15 protein-coding genes are annotated in these 18289 nt (G+C 63.6%); 7 read left to right on the top strand and 8 right to left on the bottom strand.

Annotated features, from left to right (window positions below):
• Positions 1 to 27 precede the first annotated feature (27 nt).
• Genes BWR02_RS07520 through petA form a run of 3 tightly spaced genes read right to left on the bottom strand, consistent with a single transcriptional unit; the run spans position 28 to position 2789 of the window.
• Complete coding sequence (locus tag BWR02_RS07520) at positions 28 to 750, bottom strand: cytochrome c1 (protein ID WP_139557146.1); 723 nt, start codon at positions 748 to 750, stop codon at positions 28 to 30.
• Between the two features lie 57 nt (positions 751 to 807).
• A complete protein-coding gene (locus BWR02_RS07525; RefSeq protein WP_139557147.1) occupies positions 808 to 2193 on the bottom strand; it encodes a cytochrome b in 1386 nt (461 codons plus the stop codon).
• On the bottom strand, positions 2193 to 2789 hold the full coding sequence (petA, locus tag BWR02_RS07530; RefSeq protein WP_139557148.1) for a ubiquinol-cytochrome c reductase iron-sulfur subunit: 597 nt from the start codon (positions 2787 to 2789) through the stop codon (positions 2193 to 2195). Before petA ends, BWR02_RS07525 begins: the two co-directional genes overlap by 1 nt.
• Positions 2790 to 3186: 397 nt before the next feature.
• On the opposite strand from petA, the gene BWR02_RS07535 reads away from it, so the two are divergent.
• The 3 genes from BWR02_RS07535 to rpiA all read left to right on the top strand — a co-directional run bounded on the left by BWR02_RS07535 (position 3187) and on the right by rpiA (position 5970).
• Positions 3187 to 3930: an aldolase gene (locus BWR02_RS07535; protein WP_139557149.1), complete on the top strand. Its 744-nt coding sequence runs from the start codon at positions 3187 to 3189 to the stop codon at positions 3928 to 3930.
• A 124-nt stretch (positions 3931 to 4054) separates the two neighbouring features.
• Positions 4055 to 5110: a transaldolase family protein gene (locus BWR02_RS07540; RefSeq protein ID WP_139557150.1), complete on the top strand. Its 1056-nt coding sequence runs from the start codon at positions 4055 to 4057 to the stop codon at positions 5108 to 5110.
• Between the two features lie 182 nt (positions 5111 to 5292).
• Positions 5293 to 5970 carry a ribose-5-phosphate isomerase RpiA gene (gene rpiA / locus BWR02_RS07545; protein ID WP_139557151.1) on the top strand — a complete coding sequence of 226 codons (678 nt, stop codon included), beginning with the start codon at positions 5293 to 5295 and terminating at the stop codon, positions 5968 to 5970.
• Positions 5971 to 5989: 19 nt separating this feature from the next.
• Here the strand turns inward: rpiA and BWR02_RS07550 are convergent, their stop codons facing one another.
• Positions 5990 to 8326 (bottom strand): Lon protease family protein, encoded by a 2337-nt coding sequence (locus BWR02_RS07550; protein ID WP_139557152.1) that lies wholly within the window; start codon positions 8324 to 8326, stop codon positions 5990 to 5992.
• Between the two features lie 389 nt (positions 8327 to 8715).
• Here BWR02_RS07550 and gap point away from each other — a divergent pair, with 389 nt between their 5' ends.
• The 3 genes from gap to BWR02_RS07565 are packed head-to-tail and all read left to right on the top strand — an operon-like array spanning position 8716 to position 12265.
• Positions 8716 to 9729, top strand: coding sequence for a type I glyceraldehyde-3-phosphate dehydrogenase (gene gap / locus BWR02_RS07555; protein WP_139557153.1), 1014 nt, complete (start codon positions 8716 to 8718; stop codon positions 9727 to 9729).
• 8 nt (positions 9730 to 9737) lie between these two features.
• Complete coding sequence (gene pyk / locus BWR02_RS07560; protein WP_236102022.1) at positions 9738 to 11234, top strand: pyruvate kinase; 1497 nt, start codon at positions 9738 to 9740, stop codon at positions 11232 to 11234.
• A gap of 32 nt (positions 11235 to 11266) precedes the next feature.
• The gene (locus BWR02_RS07565) at positions 11267 to 12265 is read left to right on the top strand and encodes a class 1 fructose-bisphosphatase (protein WP_139557154.1); all 999 of its coding nucleotides are present in this window, start codon (positions 11267 to 11269) and stop codon (positions 12263 to 12265) included.
• Between the two features lie 38 nt (positions 12266 to 12303).
• On the opposite strand, the gene BWR02_RS07570 is transcribed toward BWR02_RS07565, so the two are convergent.
• Positions 12304 to 12849, bottom strand: a complete 546-nt coding sequence (locus BWR02_RS07570) for an HNH endonuclease (RefSeq protein WP_236102024.1) — start codon at positions 12847 to 12849, stop codon at positions 12304 to 12306.
• Positions 12850 to 13248: 399 nt separating this feature from the next.
• On the opposite strand from BWR02_RS07570, the gene BWR02_RS07575 reads away from it, so the two are divergent.
• Positions 13249 to 15462, top strand: a complete 2214-nt coding sequence (locus tag BWR02_RS07575) for a primosomal protein N' (protein WP_139557156.1) — start codon at positions 13249 to 13251, stop codon at positions 15460 to 15462.
• Between the two features lie 21 nt (positions 15463 to 15483).
• Here BWR02_RS07575 and BWR02_RS07580 read toward each other — a convergent pair whose 3' ends face one another.
• The 3 genes from BWR02_RS07580 to nadC all read right to left on the bottom strand — a co-directional run bounded on the left by BWR02_RS07580 (position 15484) and on the right by nadC (position 18277).
• Positions 15484 to 16500 (bottom strand): isocitrate/isopropylmalate dehydrogenase family protein, encoded by a 1017-nt coding sequence (locus BWR02_RS07580; protein WP_139557157.1) that lies wholly within the window; start codon positions 16498 to 16500, stop codon positions 15484 to 15486.
• Between the two features lie 76 nt (positions 16501 to 16576).
• The gene (gene xth / locus BWR02_RS07585) at positions 16577 to 17353 is read right to left on the bottom strand and encodes an exodeoxyribonuclease III (protein ID WP_139557158.1); all 777 of its coding nucleotides are present in this window, start codon (positions 17351 to 17353) and stop codon (positions 16577 to 16579) included.
• Between the two features lie 75 nt (positions 17354 to 17428).
• Complete coding sequence (nadC, locus tag BWR02_RS07590) at positions 17429 to 18277, bottom strand: carboxylating nicotinate-nucleotide diphosphorylase (RefSeq protein WP_236102026.1); 849 nt, start codon at positions 18275 to 18277, stop codon at positions 17429 to 17431.
• Between the last annotated feature and the right edge of the window lie 12 nt (positions 18278 to 18289).

Below are 18289 nucleotides of genomic sequence, written 5' to 3' on the forward strand. Positions count from 1 at the left end.
AACGCCCCGCCTTCGCGCGTTCGGACGCTAGTGCACGTCCTTCCAGTATTCCTTCTTGACGCGATACAGCAGATAGGTGAGCAGGAACATGAAACCGAGCACGTACTTGCCCAGCGGGAGGCGCTGCAGCATGGACGGCTCGGACACATAGACCAGGAAGTTCATCAGGTCGGTCAAGGCTTCGTCGAACTGATCCGGGGTCATCGAACCCGGCTTGGCCAGTTCGAGCCGCTCCACGAATTCCATCCCACCCTCGTGCGAAATCACGGGCTGCTGCAGACCCTGCAACCCACCCAGGACGTTCGGCATCGCGACATTCGGCAGGTAAAGATTGTTGACGCCGGTCGGACGCGACGGATCGAGGTAGAAGCCTCGCAGATAGCTGTAAATCCAGTCCGCGCCCCGCGCCCGCGCAGCGAGCGACAGATCCGGCGCGGGTGCGCCGAACCACTTCTCGGAGTCTTCCGGCTTCATGGCGCTCTGCAGGGTTTCATGCATCTTGCGCTCGCCGAGCAGGAAGTTCGACTTCATGATCTCGTCGCTGATGTCGTAATCCGCGGCGAGGCGTGAGTAACGAATGTGCTTGAGCGAGTGGCAGCCCTGGCAATAGTTCACGTAGAACTCGGCACCGCGCCGCACGGAATCGCGATCGAACACGTCGATGTCCACGCTCTGAATCGGGGGTAGCCCTTCGCTTGCCCCCACCGTTAGGGATACCGCGGCCAGCGTGACCGCCAGGAGCCTTTTCATGAGTTGCTGTTCCCTAAAAGGTTGCCTAGTGTGACTTCCGAGTTCATCACTCTGGGGTCAGAAATAGAAGAGGAAATCGAGCAGGACGAAGAAAACGATGAATCCGACGACGACCCTGAGGATCATGCTCTGGAAAATCGCAGAATTCTGAATCGCAGCCAGGCCCTGCCGGATGAGGTCCCAGTGACGCCCGCGGCGCTTCGCCAGCGGCACGACGGCTTCGCCCAGCCGCATCGGCTCCGGGAAGGTCTTCTCCTTCGCCGAGTACCACGGCATCAGCAGGAAGAAGCCGAAATATATCACCGCGAAGATCCGCGCCAGGATCGTGTTCAGGGGACTCACGGGTTTCGTACCGAGCACGCCGAGCCCGAAGAAGGCGAGGACGAAAAGGCCCAGCAGAATGCCGTAGACCGGGCTGCGGTAGCGTATCGACTTAACGCGGCAACGATCGAGCCACGGTAGCAGGAACAGCACGACGATCGATGCACCCATCGCAACGACGCCGCCGAATTTGCTGGGCACGGCGCGCAGGATGGAATAGAACGGCGTGAAGTACCAGACCGGCGCGATGTGCTCCGGCGTCTTCAGCGGATCGGCCGGCTCGAAGTTCGGGCCTTCCAGGAAGAATCCGCCGCCCTCCGGCAGGTAAAAAACGACCAGCACGAACAGGATGATGAACACCCCGGCACCGAACAGATCCTTGACGGTGTAGTACGGGTGGAAAGGAATGCCGTCCAACGGGATGTCGTCCATCCCCTTCAGCTTCTTGATCTCGACGCCGTCCGGGTTGTTGGAGCCGGTCGTGTGCAGCGCCGCGAGGTGGAAAACCACCAGCGCCAGCAGCATGATCGGGATTGCCACGACGTGCAGCGCGAAGAAGCGGTTCAGGGTCGCATCCGCCACCACGTAGTCGCCGCGGATCCATAGCGCCAGATCCTCGCCGATGACCGGAATCGCGCCGAACAGCGAGATGATCACCTGCGCACCCCAGTAGGACATCTGTCCCCAGGGCAGCAGATAGCCCATGAAGGCCTCGGCCATCAGCAGCACGAAGATCACCATGCCGAACAGCCAGATCAGTTCGCGCGGCTTCTTGTACGAGCCGTACAACAGCGCGCGGAACATATGCAGGTAAATGACGATGAAGAAGGCCGACGCGCCGGTCGAATGCATGTAGCGCAACAGCCAGCCCCAGCTGATGTCGCGCATGATCATTTCGACCGAGTCGAAGGCCAGCGTGGCGTCCGGCTTGTAGGCCATCGCGAGGAAGATGCCGGTCACGAGCTGGTTGACTAGCACCAGGAGCGCCAGCGACCCGAAGAAATAGAAGAAATTGAAGTTCTTCGGCGCGTAATACTTCGCGGCGTGATCGTTCCAGAACTTCGTTACCGGGAGCCGCTCATCGACCCAGGCCATGAATGCGCTTGCTCGTTCGCTCCACATCACGCGGACTCCTCCTCGTTGGCGCCGCCTATGAACAGCAGGCTCTCAGTCAGGTAGCGATAAGGGGGAATTTCGAGGTTCTTCGGGGCGGGAACGCCCTTGTAGACCCGACCGGCGATGTCGAACAGCGAGCCGTGACAGGGACAGAAGAAACCACCGAGCCAGTCCGGACCCAGATCCGCCGGCCGCTGGTCGGGCCGATACGTCGGCGAACACCCCAGGTGAGTGCAGACGCCAACCGCGACGAAGATCTCGGGTTTGAGCGACCGGGCTTCGTTGTGCGCGTACTCGGGCTGATCCGATTCCTCGGAATCGGGATCGAGCAGCTTGTCGCGCACCTCGGCCAGCGTCGCCAGGGCTTCGGGCGTGCGCCGCAGCACCCAGACCGGTTTGCCGCGCCACATCACGCGGATCAGCTGCCCCGGCTCCAGTCGGCTGATATCCACTTCGACCGGCGCGCCGGAGGCACGCGCTTTGGCACTGGGCTGCATCGAGGCGAGGAACGGCGTGACGGCGAACCCTGCGCCTATGGCTCCTACGACAGCGGCGCTCTGCGTCAGGAAGCGTCGTTTCCTGTTATCGATATCGTCGGTCATGCATCAACTCCGCTGAATTTCACGCCGCTCTCTATGTTATTTCCCGGGCTCCCGGGCCCGAATTCCGTGACGGATTGTGTTGGAGATTGCCGGATGGGTCAAGGCAGAGAATTCGGGGCAAAAGCCGTGTGACGCAACGGGAGCGGGCATCCGGCACCGGTCCTTTCGGCAGAAGCCGACATAACAGGCGCTTATGCCAAGACGCGAGTCGCCGACGCGACAGGCGGTCAATGGCGTCGTCACCGCCACCCTGAGACCCGCCGAGATGCCTCGCGTTCCGCTGCACGCGGCGGGCGGGCACCGACCCGCCTGCTGCTTGACACTTCCCGGACACTGCCGCACCGTGGGAGCCGGCCGAAGCGCTCGGCACCTTCCGAACTCGCGAGACCGCAATCCCATGGTAAACCTCAGCCCGGACGAATGGCAGCTACGGCTGGATCTCGCTGCCGCCTTCCATCTCGCGGTCGAATACGATCTGCACGAGGGCATCGCCAACCATTTCTCGGCCGTCCTTCCGGACGATCGCCACTTCCTGGTCAATCCTTTCGGGCTGCATTTCTCCGAGATCACCGCGTCGAACCTCATCGTCTGCGATTTCGAGGGCCGAGTCGTCCGCGGTGAGGGCGAACCCGCCGCATCCGCTCACCATATTCACGCGCCGATCCACCGCCGCGTGCCTCGCGCCCGTGTACTGATGCACACCCACCAGCCGCATGCGACCGCACTGACGATGCTCCGCGGCGGACGGCTGGAATGGGCACTGCACACCAGTTGCCGCTTCCACGGCCGGGTGGCCTACGACACCGACTACGATGGGGTGGCGCTGAGCGACTCGGTCGGGGAGCGCATGGCCAGTATCCTCGGCCAGGCGGAATTGCTGTTCCTCGGCAATCATGGGGTCATGACGGCGGCGCCTACCGTGGCACAGGCCTGGGACGACCTGTACTTCGTCGAGCGGGCCGCGCAGACGCAACTCCTTGCCATGAGCAGCGGGCAGCCGCTGGCCCTTCTGGACCCGGTACTGATCGAGCAGGTGGCGTCCCAGACGCGCTACGAACGCTTCGAGCTGGGTTACATCGAACGCCACTTCGCGGCACAGAAGCGGCGGCTGGACGCGGCCGGAGGGGCGTACCGGCGCTGATCGGCCTCGTGCCGGCTGCCAGGCCGTTTCGATAGCGAACGGTGCGGGTGAATTGTCGCGGGCGGTTCGTGTCTAACACATGGCAACGTAAACCTGCCGTTCCCGACCGGAACAGGAGGCTGCCATGTCTCTGCAATCGCTGATCCAATCCGGCACCAAACTCTGGCTCGATTCGATCGACCCGGACCTCGTCGAGCGCAACCGGGCGCTCGGAGCGACTGGGGCCACCTCGAACCCGATCATCATCGCCGACATCATCAACACCGGCCGCTTCGATGCGCACATCCGGGCCTTGATCGACGAGCGGATGGACGATGCGGCCATCCTGTGGGAGATGACCGACTACCTGGTCCGCCGCGCTCAGGACGTCTTCCTGCCGGTCTGGGAAGAGACGCACGGCAACGATGGCTATGTCAGTTTCGAGCTCGATCCGCTGCTGGAAGACCGGGAACTCGGACCACCGCACGAACGGCGGGTCCGCGAGTACGTCGAACTCGGCAAGCACTGGGGGCGCGGTCACGTCAACCGGCTGATCAAGATCCCCGCGACGGCGGCCGGGCTCGATTCACTGGAGGAACTCGCTGCAGCCGGAATCAACCTGAACGTGACGCTGATTTTCTCGGAGCGCCAGTACCGTATCGCGCGGGATGCGATCTGGCGCGGCGCGCAGCGCCGCGGTGACTTCCGACATTTCAAGAGCGTCTACAGCATCTTCGTGTCGCGGGTCGACGTGTACACGGAAAAACACGTGCCCGAGCTCAGCCCGGCGGCGCAGGGACTGGTGGGCATCGTCAACGTCAAGCGCCTGTGGCGGCTCAATGAGGAATTCTGGCGAGACAAGCAGCTGCCGCTGCAGCAGGAAATCGTCTTCGCGAGCACCGGCACCAAGCGGCCGCAGGATCCCCCCGACAAGTACGTCGAGGCGCTGGCCGGCAGCGACATCCAGACCAATCCGCCCGCCACGAACGAGGCGGTCGATGCGCTTGGAAAGGCCTACACGCGCCAGGTCGATCAGCTGCCGGAGCGGTCGGTCCTGGACGAGATCGACGCCAGGGTCGACCCGGCAAGGCTGGAAGCCGTCCTGATGGACGAGGGCACCGCGAAATTCGCCGAGCCGCACAAGGCGCTGTTGCGGGTGATCGCCAAAAAACATAAGAGCCTCGAAACGGAAGCCGTCTGATCCATTGCATGGCCGGACGCGGGCACGGCACGGCGTCGAGCCGTTCGTCGCCTGCCGCCGGCCGCGTGACGATTCCAGGGAGCCCTGGGCGAAACGCCCGCGGACCCGGCTTGACAAGGCGCCATGGGCGGCGCATCGTCTGCCAGGCATAAAGTCAAAGGTATTTGAATTCCCTTACATTTATGAGCGATAAAGAACTCGTCGCCCGCCGCGCCGCGGCACAGGTCGAGGCGGGCATGCTCATCGGGCTGGGTACCGGCTCGACCGCCAATTGCTTCATTGCCGAACTGGCGCGCCGGCAGCGCGAGGAAAACCTCGAGCTCATGACCGTCGCGAGCTCCGTGATCAGCGCGATCAAGGCACGGCAACACGGCCTGCCGGTGACGGCCATCGAAAACGTCGGCCGGCTCGAACTGTATGTGGACGGCGCCGACGAAGTCGCCCCGGACCTGACCGTACTGAAGGGTCGCGGCGCGGATCTGGTGCGGGAGAAACTCTTGGCCCGCGGCAGCGACCGCTTCCTGGTCATGGTCGACCGCAGCAAGCTGGTCGCGCGGATCGGCGAGCGGTTCCCGATCCCGGTGGAGGTGATGCCGTTCGCCTGGCAACTGGTCAAGCAGCGCCTCGAGGCCCTGGGCGGCAGCGGCGATCTGCGGCCCAATGCAGCCGGTGACGGCCTGGCGGTCACGTCGCACGGCAGCCTGGTCCTCGACATGCACTTTGCCCCGGACATGAACTGCACCGAGCTCGATACGGCCCTGAACGACACACCGGGCGTCGTCGAACATGGCATCTTCCGCGGGCTGACCAGCGCAGTCCTGATTGCAGCCGACGGACAGATCGAGGAGCGGTACCCATAGAATCGCTCCGGCGTCGCGCTCAATCGCGCAGAGTGTCGCGGGACAGGGCAGAGTATTTTTCCAGGCGGGCCAGGGCGAGCTCGTTGATCGCAAGTGCGGGTTTGCCGGTCAGCAGTTCCAGCGCCTCATCGACGGTCCGCACCGGATACACTCCGAACAATCCGGCGCGCGCGGCCCCGACCACGTCATCGCGCAACACCAGATTGTCGCGATTGGCCCACGGGATGAGGACTCCCTGAGCGCCGTTTAGTGAGCGCGCCGCGCACAGGTCGAAGAATCCTTCGATTTTTTCATTGATACCGCCGACTGCCTGAACGTCGCCGTACTGGTTGATCGACGCGGTGACGGCAAAAGACTGGCGCAGCGGGATGCCGGTCAGGGCGGAGATCAACGCGCACAACTCCGCGAGCGCGGCCGAATCGCCATCCACGTAGCCGTAGGACTGCTCCAGCGCGAGATTGGCGGAGATCGCCAGCGGAAAGCGCCGCGCATACTTCTGCCCGAGATACCCCGCCAGGATCATGACGCCCTTCGAATGGATGGCCTGGCCCAGCTCCGCTTCACGCTCGATATCGACCACCCCGCGCGCACCGGGACAGACAGTGGCGCTGACGCGCGCCGGCATGCCGATCCGGGCATCGCCGATCTCGGCCAGTGTCAGTGCGTTGGCCCGACCGACGGCCACACCGTCAGTATCGATCAGCACGATGCCGTCGAGGATATCGCGGAGCAGGTATTCGGCGGCGCGCCCTGTGCGCTCGCGCTGCGCCGCCAGCGCGGCGCGCACGTGGGCAGCCTCGATCCGGGCGGCGCCTGCGCGGAGGCGCTCGAAGTCTGCCTCCAGTGCGACCTGGACCATCGGCGCGATATGCGGCGAGAGCCGGCGACGATGCGCGACCACGCGGCTGCTGAAGTCGCACAGGGCCACCATGGCCGGCGCGGTCAGCGGCGGCAGCCCCTGCGCCTCGGTCAAGGTCTTCAGCAGCCTGGCGTAGTTGCAGGTAAAGCCCCCATCACGCGGGAAGTACCCATCGAACTCGGCCAGCACGCGGAACAATTCGGGGAACTCCGCATCCAGCGACCGGAGCTCGTAGTAAAGGTCGTGTGGTCCCAGGAGTGCGATCTTGACCCGTAGCGGCAGCGGGGCGGGGCTCAGCGTCGCGACGGCCGGTCCGCCCTGCTCGGCGGAGGACGATTCGATCCGCAACCAACCGCTCTTGAGGGCTCGCTTCAGTGCGGACCACACCGCGGGATCCTCGAGCACCTTCGCTGCCTCGAGTATCAGGAATCCGCCGTTGGCGTGATGGAGGGCGCCCGGGAAGATCAGGTGATGGTCGGCCATCAGCGTACCCGCTTCGCTGGCGAACTCGATCCGCCCGAACAGATTCGACAAACTCGGATTCGGCTCGTAAATCACTGGCGCGCCGCAGTCCGGTGGGTGGCTCACCAGGACGCGGGGCGTGTAACGCCGGCGCAGCCAATCCGCGCCGGGGGCTTCGCGGTCCGGCTCGTTCTCGTCGTTCAGTCGGGGCGCCAGCGCGCGGCACAGATCCCGCTCGATGGCCTGCAGGTGCCGGGTGACACCGTCGAATGCGCGGTACTTCTCCACGAGCACGCCCAGCGGTGAGCGAATGGCATTGGCAATCGCTTCAGACGCCAAGGCGCGCAGTTGCTCGTCGCGCTCCCGGCGCCACTGGGGCAGGTCGACCAGCGCATCGCCCAGTGAGGTCTCGACCTGGCAGGAGGCGGCCTGGAACTGTTCGCGCTGGGCAGCCGTGAGGGCGGCATCCTCGACCACGCGACCGTCCTGGAGCGGCGCGAACGACAAGGCCTCGCCATCGCGCAGTACGGCCACCCCGAGGGCCTTCGCCCCTGCTGCAACCCGCTCCAGCACGGCGTCACAGCGGAGTTGGAGAACACGCATCGTGCGGCTGCGGCGCCGCTGATAGGCGGGGTTGTCGGCGACCGCGGCGAGGTTCGCGATGACGGCATGAATCAGCTCCTCGATATCGGTTGCCAGGACACTGCCCTGACGCGGAGGCAGGCGGAGCGGCGCCGGCTCGCGCGGCTCGTCGAAACGGTTCAGGTACAGCCAGTCACCCGGAGACGGCTGACCCTGCGCCGCAGCCCTGAGCTGCTGCCGGAGCAGCGACAGCCGTCCCGTCCCCGGCTCGCCCATGACGAACACGTTGTAGCCCTCACCCGGCATCGCCACCGCCAGGCTGATCGCATCGATGGCGCGGCGATGCCCCAACGGACCCTCCCAAGCCTCGAGCTCCGCTGTCGTTACGAAGGGCAGGCGCCGCGTTTCGGCCGGCGGTATCAGATCATCCGGGGGCAGCGGCGATAAGGGCATGAGGCTCCCCGTAGCGGGTTGAGTTAAAAGGACGACGGCAGGGCGGCGCAAGACCCTCGCGGCCACGATCCGGGTCGCAACCGCAATGGGCTACGATTGTGCCGGATTCCCGTCAGGGCGTTCTCGGATACGCTATCGCCGGACCCGGGGCATCGCAAGAACTGGACGCCGGACCCGCCGGCTTGCTACCATTCGCGTCCTAAATTCGGGTTTTCTGGCGCATTTTGAGAGTCGGTCGGTCAACGCTGTCGGTAGGGGAATCCTCAGTCCCGGGCTTCACGTCCGGGCCTTCCCTGTCCTGGTCCGTTTTCCGCTGCCCGGCTCGCTCCCTCCTCCACGCGCCGGCTTTCTTCTTCTAAGGCACTGATTCACTAAACCGGGAGACGCGTATGTCGATCAAGGTGGCTATCAATGGGTACGGCCGTATCGGGCGAAACATTCTTCGCGCTCTGTACGAGAACAAGCGCACCAGCGAGATCCAGATCGTCGCGATCAACGATCTGGGCGATGCCAACACCAACGCGCATCTGACCAAGTACGACACCGTACACGGCCGGTTCAGCGGTGAGGTATCGGTCGATGGCGATTACATGATTGTCAACGGCGATCGGATCCGGGTTCTGGCAGAACGTGACCCGGCCAAGCTGCCTTGGGCCGAACTGGGCATCGACGTCGTGCACGAATGCACCGGCATTTTCACGTCGAAGGCGAAGTGCTCCGCGCATATCAGCGCCGGTGCCAAGAAAGTCATCCTGTCGGCGCCGGGCGGCGAAGACGTGGATGCGACCATCGTCTACGGCGTCAACCACGGAACGCTGAAGAGCACCGACACGGTGATCTCGAATGCGTCATGCACGACGAACTGCCTCGCGCCGCTGGTCAAGCCGCTGCACGAGAAGATCGGTCTCGTGAACGGTCTGATGACCACGATTCATTCTTACACCAATGATCAGGTGCTGACCGACGTCTTCCACAAGGACCTGCGCCGCGCCCGTTCGGCGACCATGTCGATGATCCCGACCAAGACCGGTGCCGCCGCGGCGGTCGGTCTGGTGCTGCCGGAGCTGAACGGCAGACTCGACGGCTTCGCGGTCCGCGTGCCGACCATCAACGTTTCGCTGGTCGACTTGTCGTTCGTTGCAGCTAAGCCGACGAGCAAGGATGAAGTGAACGGCATCCTGAAGGCGGCTTCGGAAGGCGAACTTAAAGGGATCCTGGAATACAACGCCCTGCCGCTGGTGTCGATGGACTATAACCACTCGACCGCCTCGTCCGTATTCGATTCCACGCTGACGAAGGTCAGCAAGGACGGCACGCTGGTGAAGGTGCTTTCCTGGTACGACAATGAGTGGGGGTTCTCGAACCGGATGCTCGACACCACCATCGCGCTGATGAAGGCCTGAGAAAGCCGATGATCACCAATACCTCGATGAACTGGATGCGACGCACCAAGATCATTGCGACCCTTGGACCCGCGACTGATGAACCGGCGGCTTTGCGTTCCGTTCTCGAGGCCGGCGTCGATGTGGTTCGCCTGAATTTTTCTCATGGCACCCCGGAACAGCATCTGCGCCGGGCCAACCTGGTCCGGCAGTTTGCTGAGGAACTGGGACGCCACATCGGCATTCTGGTCGATTTGCAGGGGCCCAAGATTCGGATCGCCCGATTCAGCGGAGATCGCAAGATCCAGCTCGAGCCGGGCGCTCCGTTCGCGATCGACCCGGCCCTGCCCGCCGATTCCGGTGACGATACCCAGGTGGGCTGCTGCTACGAAGAGTTGCCGACGGATGTCAAGGCCGGCGACAGCCTGTTGTTGAACGACGGCCTGATCGAACTCGAGGTCGAGTCCGTGAAGGGCAGCCGCGTGGCCTGCCGGGTCGTCATCGGCGGCGAACTCTCCAATCACAAAGGCATCAACAAGAAGGGCGGCGGCCTTTCCGCCAGCGCCCTCACCGACAAGGACCGCGCCGACATCCTCACCGCGGTCGAGATCGGGGCCGATTATCTCGCCATTTCGTTTCCCCGCACCGCGGATGATGTCCGCGAAGCACGATCCTTGCTGCGCAAGGCCGGTGGCGATGCCGCCATCGTCTCGAAAATCGAGCGCGCCGAAGCACTACATCCCGGGGTCATCGAGGAGATCATCGATGTCTCCGACGCCATCATGGTCGCGCGCGGCGATCTTGGCGTGGAAATCGGCGATGCGCAGCTGCCGTGGGTGCAGAAGCAGCTCATCGGCATGGCACGCGCCCGCAATCGCGTGGTGATCACGGCAACACAGATGATGGAGTCGATGATCCAGAATCCGCAGCCGACCCGCGCCGAAGTGTTTGACGTGGCCAATGCCGTGATCGACGGCACCGACGCCGTGATGCTCTCGGCCGAGACCGCCAGCGGGCGTTTCCCGGATCGGGCCGTCGCCGCGATGGACCGCGTATGCCTCGAAGCGGAGAAACACCCGCGCGCCCGGCAGTCCGATCACCGGATCGACGAACATTTCCACCGGATCGACGAAGCGATTGCCATGTCGGCCATGTATGCCGCCAACCATACCAAGGTCTGCGCCATCGGTGCCCTGACCGAGACCGGCTCCACGCCGCTGTGGATGTCGCGCATCAGCTCGGGCATTCCGATCTTCGCGTTGACGCCGCACGAACGGACCTGCCGCAAGGTCGCTTTGTTCCGTGGTGTTTACCCCATCTCCTTCCACCACGACACCTCCGATCACGCCGAGCTGAACCGCGCCATCGTCGAGCAGTTGATGGCTCTGGGCGTTGCCAAGCCGGATGATCTGGTCATCCTGACGAAGGGCGACCTGACCGGCGTCAAGGGTGGCACCAACGCCATGAAGATCGCCCGGATCTCGGAAGTGCTGGCCGCTGCCCCGCAGCGTTCCGAAACCGGCTGACCCGGCGCGACGGACAAGGCCCAGGATCCAGGATGCGCGGGGAGTCGCTGACGCAGTTCCTGATTCACGAACAGCGCAAGACACCGGCCGCGAGTGGCGAGTTCACGCTGCTGCTGAACGACATCGCGGCCGCCTGCAAAGCCATTGCCCATGAGGTCAATCGCGGGGCACTGGCCGGCAACCTGGGTCTGGCCGGGTCGAGCAATGTCCAGGGCGAGGCGCAGAAAAAACTGGATCTGATCGCCAATGAGCTGTTCCTGGGCTCGCTGGAATGGACCGGCCATTTCGCGGCAATGGCCTCTGAGGAAAACGACGAGATCATTCCGATTCCTGCGGCGCTACCGCGCGGCAATTATCTCGTCTGTTTCGATCCCCTCGATGGATCGTCCAATATCGATCTGAATCTCTCGGTTGGCACCATCTTCTCGGTGTTGCGCTGTCCGGACCACTGCGAGACTCCCACCGAAAGCACCTTCCTGCAACCGGGCATTAAACAGGTCAGTGCCGGCTTCTGCATCTACGGGCCAACGACGATCATGGTGCTGACCACCGGGAATGGCGTCAACGGCTTCACGCTCGATCGCGATGTCGGAGAGTTCATCCTGACTCATCCGAACATCCGGATTCCCGAGGATACGCGGGAGTTCGCGATCAACATGTCGAACCAGCGCTTCTGGGAAGCGCCGGTTCAACGGTACGTGGATGAATGCGTGCGCGGTGAAACCGGCATGCGCGACAAGAACTTCAACATGCGCTGGATCGCCTCGCTGGTGGCCGAGGTTTACCGCATCCTGACGCGTGGCGGGATCTTCCTGTACCCGTCCGACAGCCGCCCCGGTGGACAGTCCGGTCATCTGCGGCTGATGTACGAAGCCAACCCCATGAGCTTCATCGTCGAACAGGCCGGGGGCGCGAGTTCGAACGGACGCGAGCGCATCATGGAACTGCAGCCCACCGCGATTCATCAGCGCGTGCCGCTGATACTGGGGTCAAGGAACGAGGTCGAACGGGTCGTCGGCTATCACCGTTAAGGGACGCGACATGCGCCTGGATCCGCGATCCGCGCGCGTCAACTCGACCGCTGGTGCAAGGGACTTCGCCGAGGGAAGTGGGCCCGCAGGAATTCCATCTGGTCCGACAGCACCCGCCGACCCTGCAGATAAACGTACTCGGCATGCGTCGGCGCGAAAGGGATTGCCAGCAACTCCATACCCGCCTGTTCCGGTGTCCTGCCCGCCTTGTGGTTGTTGCAGCGCTTGCAGGCCGTAACCACATTGTTCCAGTGATCTGCGCCACCGCGACTGATCGGCCGGACATGGTCCCGCGACAATTCGGAATGGCGGAAGCGCTGCCCGCAGTAGAGGCACAGGTAGCCATCCCGCCGAAACAGGGCCGGATTATTCAGTGGGGGAACATAGCCGGAGTCCACCTTGTAGCCGGTATGCGGATGTCCATGGGTTGCAATGATCGAGTTGACCGTTATCAGGCTCCGGCACCCCGTACGCGCGTTGATCCCCCCGCGCAATTCGTAGAGCACCGAGCCGCAAGCATAGGCAACCTGTTCCAGATGGTAGAGTTTCGCAGCCTCCTGGTAACCGATCCATTCGAGAGGCATCCCCGAACTATCGGTGCGAAGTACCTGGAACTGACAGACCAACATATTCCCTCCGGAAAATCGCAAGGTGTTGAGCTACGGATTCGTCAAGCCTTTGACAACGTCGACGAGCGAGTTATTCACAAGTGCCGTTGCGCGCTTGTCAAGTCCGCGGGGTTGGCGTATCGAGCAGGCTTCAGTGGCTTCGCGCCAGCTCAAGTGTTTGATTTCTCGTTTTGCCGTTATTGTTGTCGAAATTTTTTACAGTAATAAGAAGGTACATGCGCGACAACGGCTCCCGGCGATTCCTAAACCCCAACCCACAGACTTATCCACAGAATCTGTGGATAACGCCATCCAGCGTTCGGAAACCGACATGACTGTCACGACTGCGGGGCGTCGACCCGAACCGGTCAGCCATTGACAACCATCTGGCGCGTTGCGGTCCCGGTCCCGCTCTACCGAGTATTCGACTACCTGCCGATTCCCGGGTCACCGACGCCGCAACCGGGCTGCCGCATCAGGGTCCCTTTCGGAGTGCAATCCCTTGTCGGGTGTCTGCTCGACATCGTCGACAGCTCGGATGTGGAGCCCGCTCGACTTAGAACCGCGGCCGCAGTCCTCGACGAATCACCGCTGCTTCGTACCGAGGACCTGGGACTGTTGACGTGGGCGGCGCGTTATTACCACCATCCCCTGGGTGAAGTGCTGCTGACAGCCTTCCCGGTCTTACTCCGGAAGGGCCGTTCACCCATGGTCGCATCCGTCAAATACCTCGCGCTCACCGAGACTGGCATAAGATTTCCATTGGATACGCTAAGCCGCGCGCCGCGTCAAGCCCTGTTGTTACGGACCTTGCAGGAGGCGAATGGCCATCGGCTCGCGGAGTCCGTTTTGGCGGCGGCGTTGCCGGGCTGGCGACGAGCGGCCCCGGCCCTGATTGCGAAAGGCCTCGCCTGCCACTGCGAACAGCCGGACGATGACGCGTGGGCTTCGTCTCCGGAGGGTGTGAGAAGTCACCCTGATCCGAAGCTCAACCCGGCCCAGGTCGCCGCAGTCAATGCCGTTGCGGAAACCTTCGGGCGATCGGCCACCTTCCTCCTCGAGGGCGTGACGGGGAGCGGGAAGACCGAGGTCTATCTGAGTCTCGTACGACGGGTGATGGAGCGGGGCGAGCAGTGTTTGCTGCTGCTGCCGGAAATCAGCCTGACGCCCCAGATCGAACAGCGGTTCGTCAACGGGCTCGGCCGCGACGTCCCGGTCTTCCATTCCCGCCTGTCCGAACTCGAACGCCTCCAGTCATGGATGGCACTGCAGAGCGGCGCCGCACCGATACTGCTCGGCACACGCTCGGCGGTGTTCTGCCCGATGCAGCGACCAGGGCTGATCATCGTCGATGAGGAACATGAGGCATCGTACAAACAGCAGGACGGGTTTCGCTTCTCGGCACGCGACGTCGCGATCAAGCGTGCCCGAGACCTCGGCGTTCCCATTGTGCTGGGCTCGGCCACCCCAAGCCTGGAGAGCCTGTGGAACGCGGAGCGGCAGCGCTATCGACGGTTGCGATTGCCGGATCGGGCCGGCGGCGCTGCCGCCCCGCCGCTGCGCTTGGTTGATGTGCGGCGACAACGCCTGGTCGAAGGTCTGTCGCGCCGCTTGATCGATGCGATAGACGGCACGCTGTCCGAAGGGCATCAGGCCTTGCTGTTCATCAATCGGCGGGGCTATGCACCGACCCTGATCTGCAACGACTGCGGTTGGGTCGCCGAGTGTCGCGCCTGCGACGCCCGACTGGTGATCCACCAGCGGGAAAACCGCCTGCGCTGTCACCACTGCGCCTACGAGCAGGGGGTACCGCGGGGATGTCCATCCTGCGGGGGCCGCGACCTGCGTCCCCTGGGGATGGGTACCGAACGGATCGAGCAGGCTCTGGAGGAACTATTCCCGGCCGCCCGGCTCACGCGGATCGATCGGGACAGCACCGCGACCAGCGGAAGCCTTCAGGAAAAGCTCGCCGACGTGCATTCCGGGGATGTCGACATCCTGATCGGAACGCAGATGCTGGCCAAGGGCCACCATTTTCCTCGCGTCACGTTGGTAGGAATCGTCGATGCCGACGCGATGCTGTTCGCGACTGATTTCCGCGCAAGCGAGCGTATGGCCCAGCTCATCGTGCAGGTGGCAGGACGCGCCGGACGCGCCGAAAAGCCCGGCACGGTTCTGCTGCAAACACGGAACCCAGAACATCCGCTACTGCAGACGCTGATCGACCAGGGATACCCCGGTTTTGCGACCCTGGCGCTGGAAGAGCGTCGAGCGGCGGGCCTGCCACCCTTCGGCCACCTTGCAGTGTGGCGGGCCGAAGCAATCGACGGCGAGGTACCGCAGCGCTTTCTGACGCGTCTGCGCGAGCACGCCCTCGCTTGCTGCGGGCACGGGATCGAGGTGCTCGGCCCGGCTCCTGCGCCGATGCTGCGCCAGTCAGGCCGGCACCGCTATCAACTATTACTGCAAAGTCGGGAGCGACCCGCACTGCACGCCGTGCTCGATCAACTGCAGCCGCATCTAACCGGCCTGACGCGCGCGTGCAAGGTACGCTGGTCGCTGGATGTCGACCCTATCGACTGCTACTGAGTCGGCCGCCGTACCTTACCTTTACAGTCGAGCGATGATCGCGTCGGTCATCGCGTTGGTGCCGTCCTTGGATCCCTTCTTCAGATCCGGCGTCAGGGTTTTGCCTTCCTTGATCACCGCCCGGACGGCCTGTTCGATCCGGTCGGCAGCCTCCGGCTCGTCCAGATGCCGCAGCATCATCGCACCGGCGATGATCGTCGCGGTCGGGTTGGCGATGCCCAGTTCGGCTATGTCCGGGGCGCTGCCGTGCACCGCCTCGAACAGCGCAGCGTCGGTCCCGATGTTCGCGCCGGCCGTCAGGCCCAGGCCTCCCACCAAGCCCGCCGCCAGATCCGACAGAATGTCCCCGAACAGATTCGTCGTCACGATGACGTCGAAGATCTCCGGTTTCATGACGAGTTGCATACAGCAGGCATCCACGATGCGGTCGTCGAACTCGATGTCCGGATAGTCCTTGGCCACCTCGCGCCCGATCTCCAGGAACAGTCCCGAGGAACATTTGAGGATGTTCGCCTTGTGGACGAGCGTCACCTTTTTGCGTCGCGACTGACGTGCAAAGTCGAACGCGTAACGGATGATCCGTTCCGAGCCTTTGCGCGTGATCACCGCGATACTCTCTGCCGCGATTTTCTCCTGATCGACCTTGATGAAGTGCTCGATGCCGGCGTAGAGACCTTCGGTGTTCTCGCGGATCGTGACCAGATCCACATGCGGAAACGGCAGGTCGTCCATGCCCTCGAAGGACAGGGCCGGCCGCACATTGGCGTAGAGATTGAAGGCCTGACGCAAGGTCACGTTGACGCTGCGATAGCCGCCGCCGACCGGCGTCGTCAGCGGTCCCTTGAGACACACGCGGTGGCGCCGGATCGACTCCAGTGTTTCATCCGGGAGCGGCGTCGCATGCTTTTCGACCGCCGCCATGCCGGCCACTTGCGGATCCCAGTCGATCCGGACGCCGGCAGCTTCGATGACCCGAACAGTCGCATCGACGATCGCGGGGCCGATGCCGTCGCCGGGAATGAGTGTCACATGATGCATAGGTGCTTTCCAGATTGAACGAGGATAGGGAGGTAGAAAGTGCCGGACCGTGAGGGGTTCTCGAGCCGGGTTTCCGTCATGGGCCAGCCGCAAGTTCCGCCCAGACCGGTGCATGATCCGATGGCCGCTCCAGCTTGCGCGGCTCGGCATCGATCGCGCACGCCTTAACCCGCTGCTTCAACGCGTCGCTGAGCAGGATCAGATCGATCCGCAGGCCCTGGTTGCGTCGGAACGCCGCGGTGCGGTAGTCCCACCACGAATAGCTCGCCTCCGGCTGGTCGAACAGACGGAAGGCGTCGGACAGCGGCAGGGCACTCAAGCGGCGGAGGGCTTCGCGCTCCGGCGTACTGCACAGAATGCGCTCGCGCCAGGCTTCCGGATCGTAGACGTCGCAATCTTCCGGCGCGATGTTGAAGTCGCCGACGACCGCCAGTGAGGGAAAGCGAGACAACTCATCCTCCAGGAACGATCGCATCTTCGCCAGCCAGTCCAGCTTGTACGCATACTTCTCCGAACCGACCTCGCTGCCATTCGGTACGTAGAGATTCACGATGCGCACGCCGTCGACGGTCACGGCCAGAACACGCCGTTGGGGGTCATCGACGAGTTGAGGAGGGTCCGTCACGCAGGCTAGCGCGGGACTGCGACTGAGCACGGCCACACCGTTGTAGGTGCGCTGCCCGCTGAAGACCGCGCCATAGCCGATAGCCTCAAACGCCGCTACCGGGAACTCCGGGTCCGCGACCTTCGTTTCCTGCAAGGCCAAGGCGTCGGGTTGATGCCGTTCCAGCCACGCGAGGACATGCGGCAAGCGCACGCGCAGCGAGTTTACGTTCCAGGTCGCAATCTTCACGTTCGCCGCTGTGCTCCGATCAGCGCCGTGTCTGCACTAAATTGGAACAAGTCCCCGCCATCGCACCAGCCACATTCAGAGATCGAGATCGATGCGCAGGGACAAATCCACGGCACGAACATTCTTGGTCAACGCACCGACCGAAAGGTAGTCGACGCCCGTTTCAGCCAATGGCCGGATCGTCTCCAGCGACAGATTCCCCGAGACTTCCAGCGCCGCTCTGCCCGCCGTACGCTGCACGGCCTGGCGGATCCGGTCAATTTCAAAATTATCCAGCAATATCCGTTCCACCCCTGCCGCTAGCGCCTGATCAAGCTCATCCAGCGTTTCGACCTCGATTTCCACGGACAGGCCCGGAGCGACCGCTCGAGCCGCCCGCACGGCCTGCGCAATCGAGCCGCAGGCCAGGATATGGTTTTCCTTGATCAAAATGGCGTCGAACAGCCCGAGCCGGTGATTGTGGCAACCGCCACAGCGCACCGCATACTTCTGCGCCAGCCGCAGTCCGGGGACGGTCTTGCGGGTATCGAGGACTTTGACACCGGTACCGGCCACGGCACGCGCATAGGAACGCGCCAGCGTAGCGGTGCCACTCAGGGTCTGCAACAGATTCAGGGCCGTGCGCTCGCCGGTCAGCAAGGCCCGCGCATTGCCGGACAGGCGACACAACACCCGTTCCGCGGGGATCTCATCTCCGTCCTCGGCCTGCCACACCAGCGACAGCTCGGGATCCAAGTGCCGAAACACCGCATCGAACCAGTGACGGCCGCAGAGAACCATCGCTTCGCGCGTCGTCAGCGTCGCCGACGCGGTGGCCGTGGCCGGCACGATCAATGCGGTCACGTCGCCCGTGCCCACATCTTCGGCCAATAGCGAGGCGATTTGCCCAGGATCGACGGTGAGGGGTTCGATGTGGGTCTCCACGGTAACGTAACG

It is taken from the genome of Methylotetracoccus oryzae (assembly GCF_006175985.1).
In the GTDB taxonomy this organism is placed as follows: domain Bacteria; phylum Pseudomonadota; class Gammaproteobacteria; order Methylococcales; family Methylococcaceae; genus Methylotetracoccus; species Methylotetracoccus oryzae.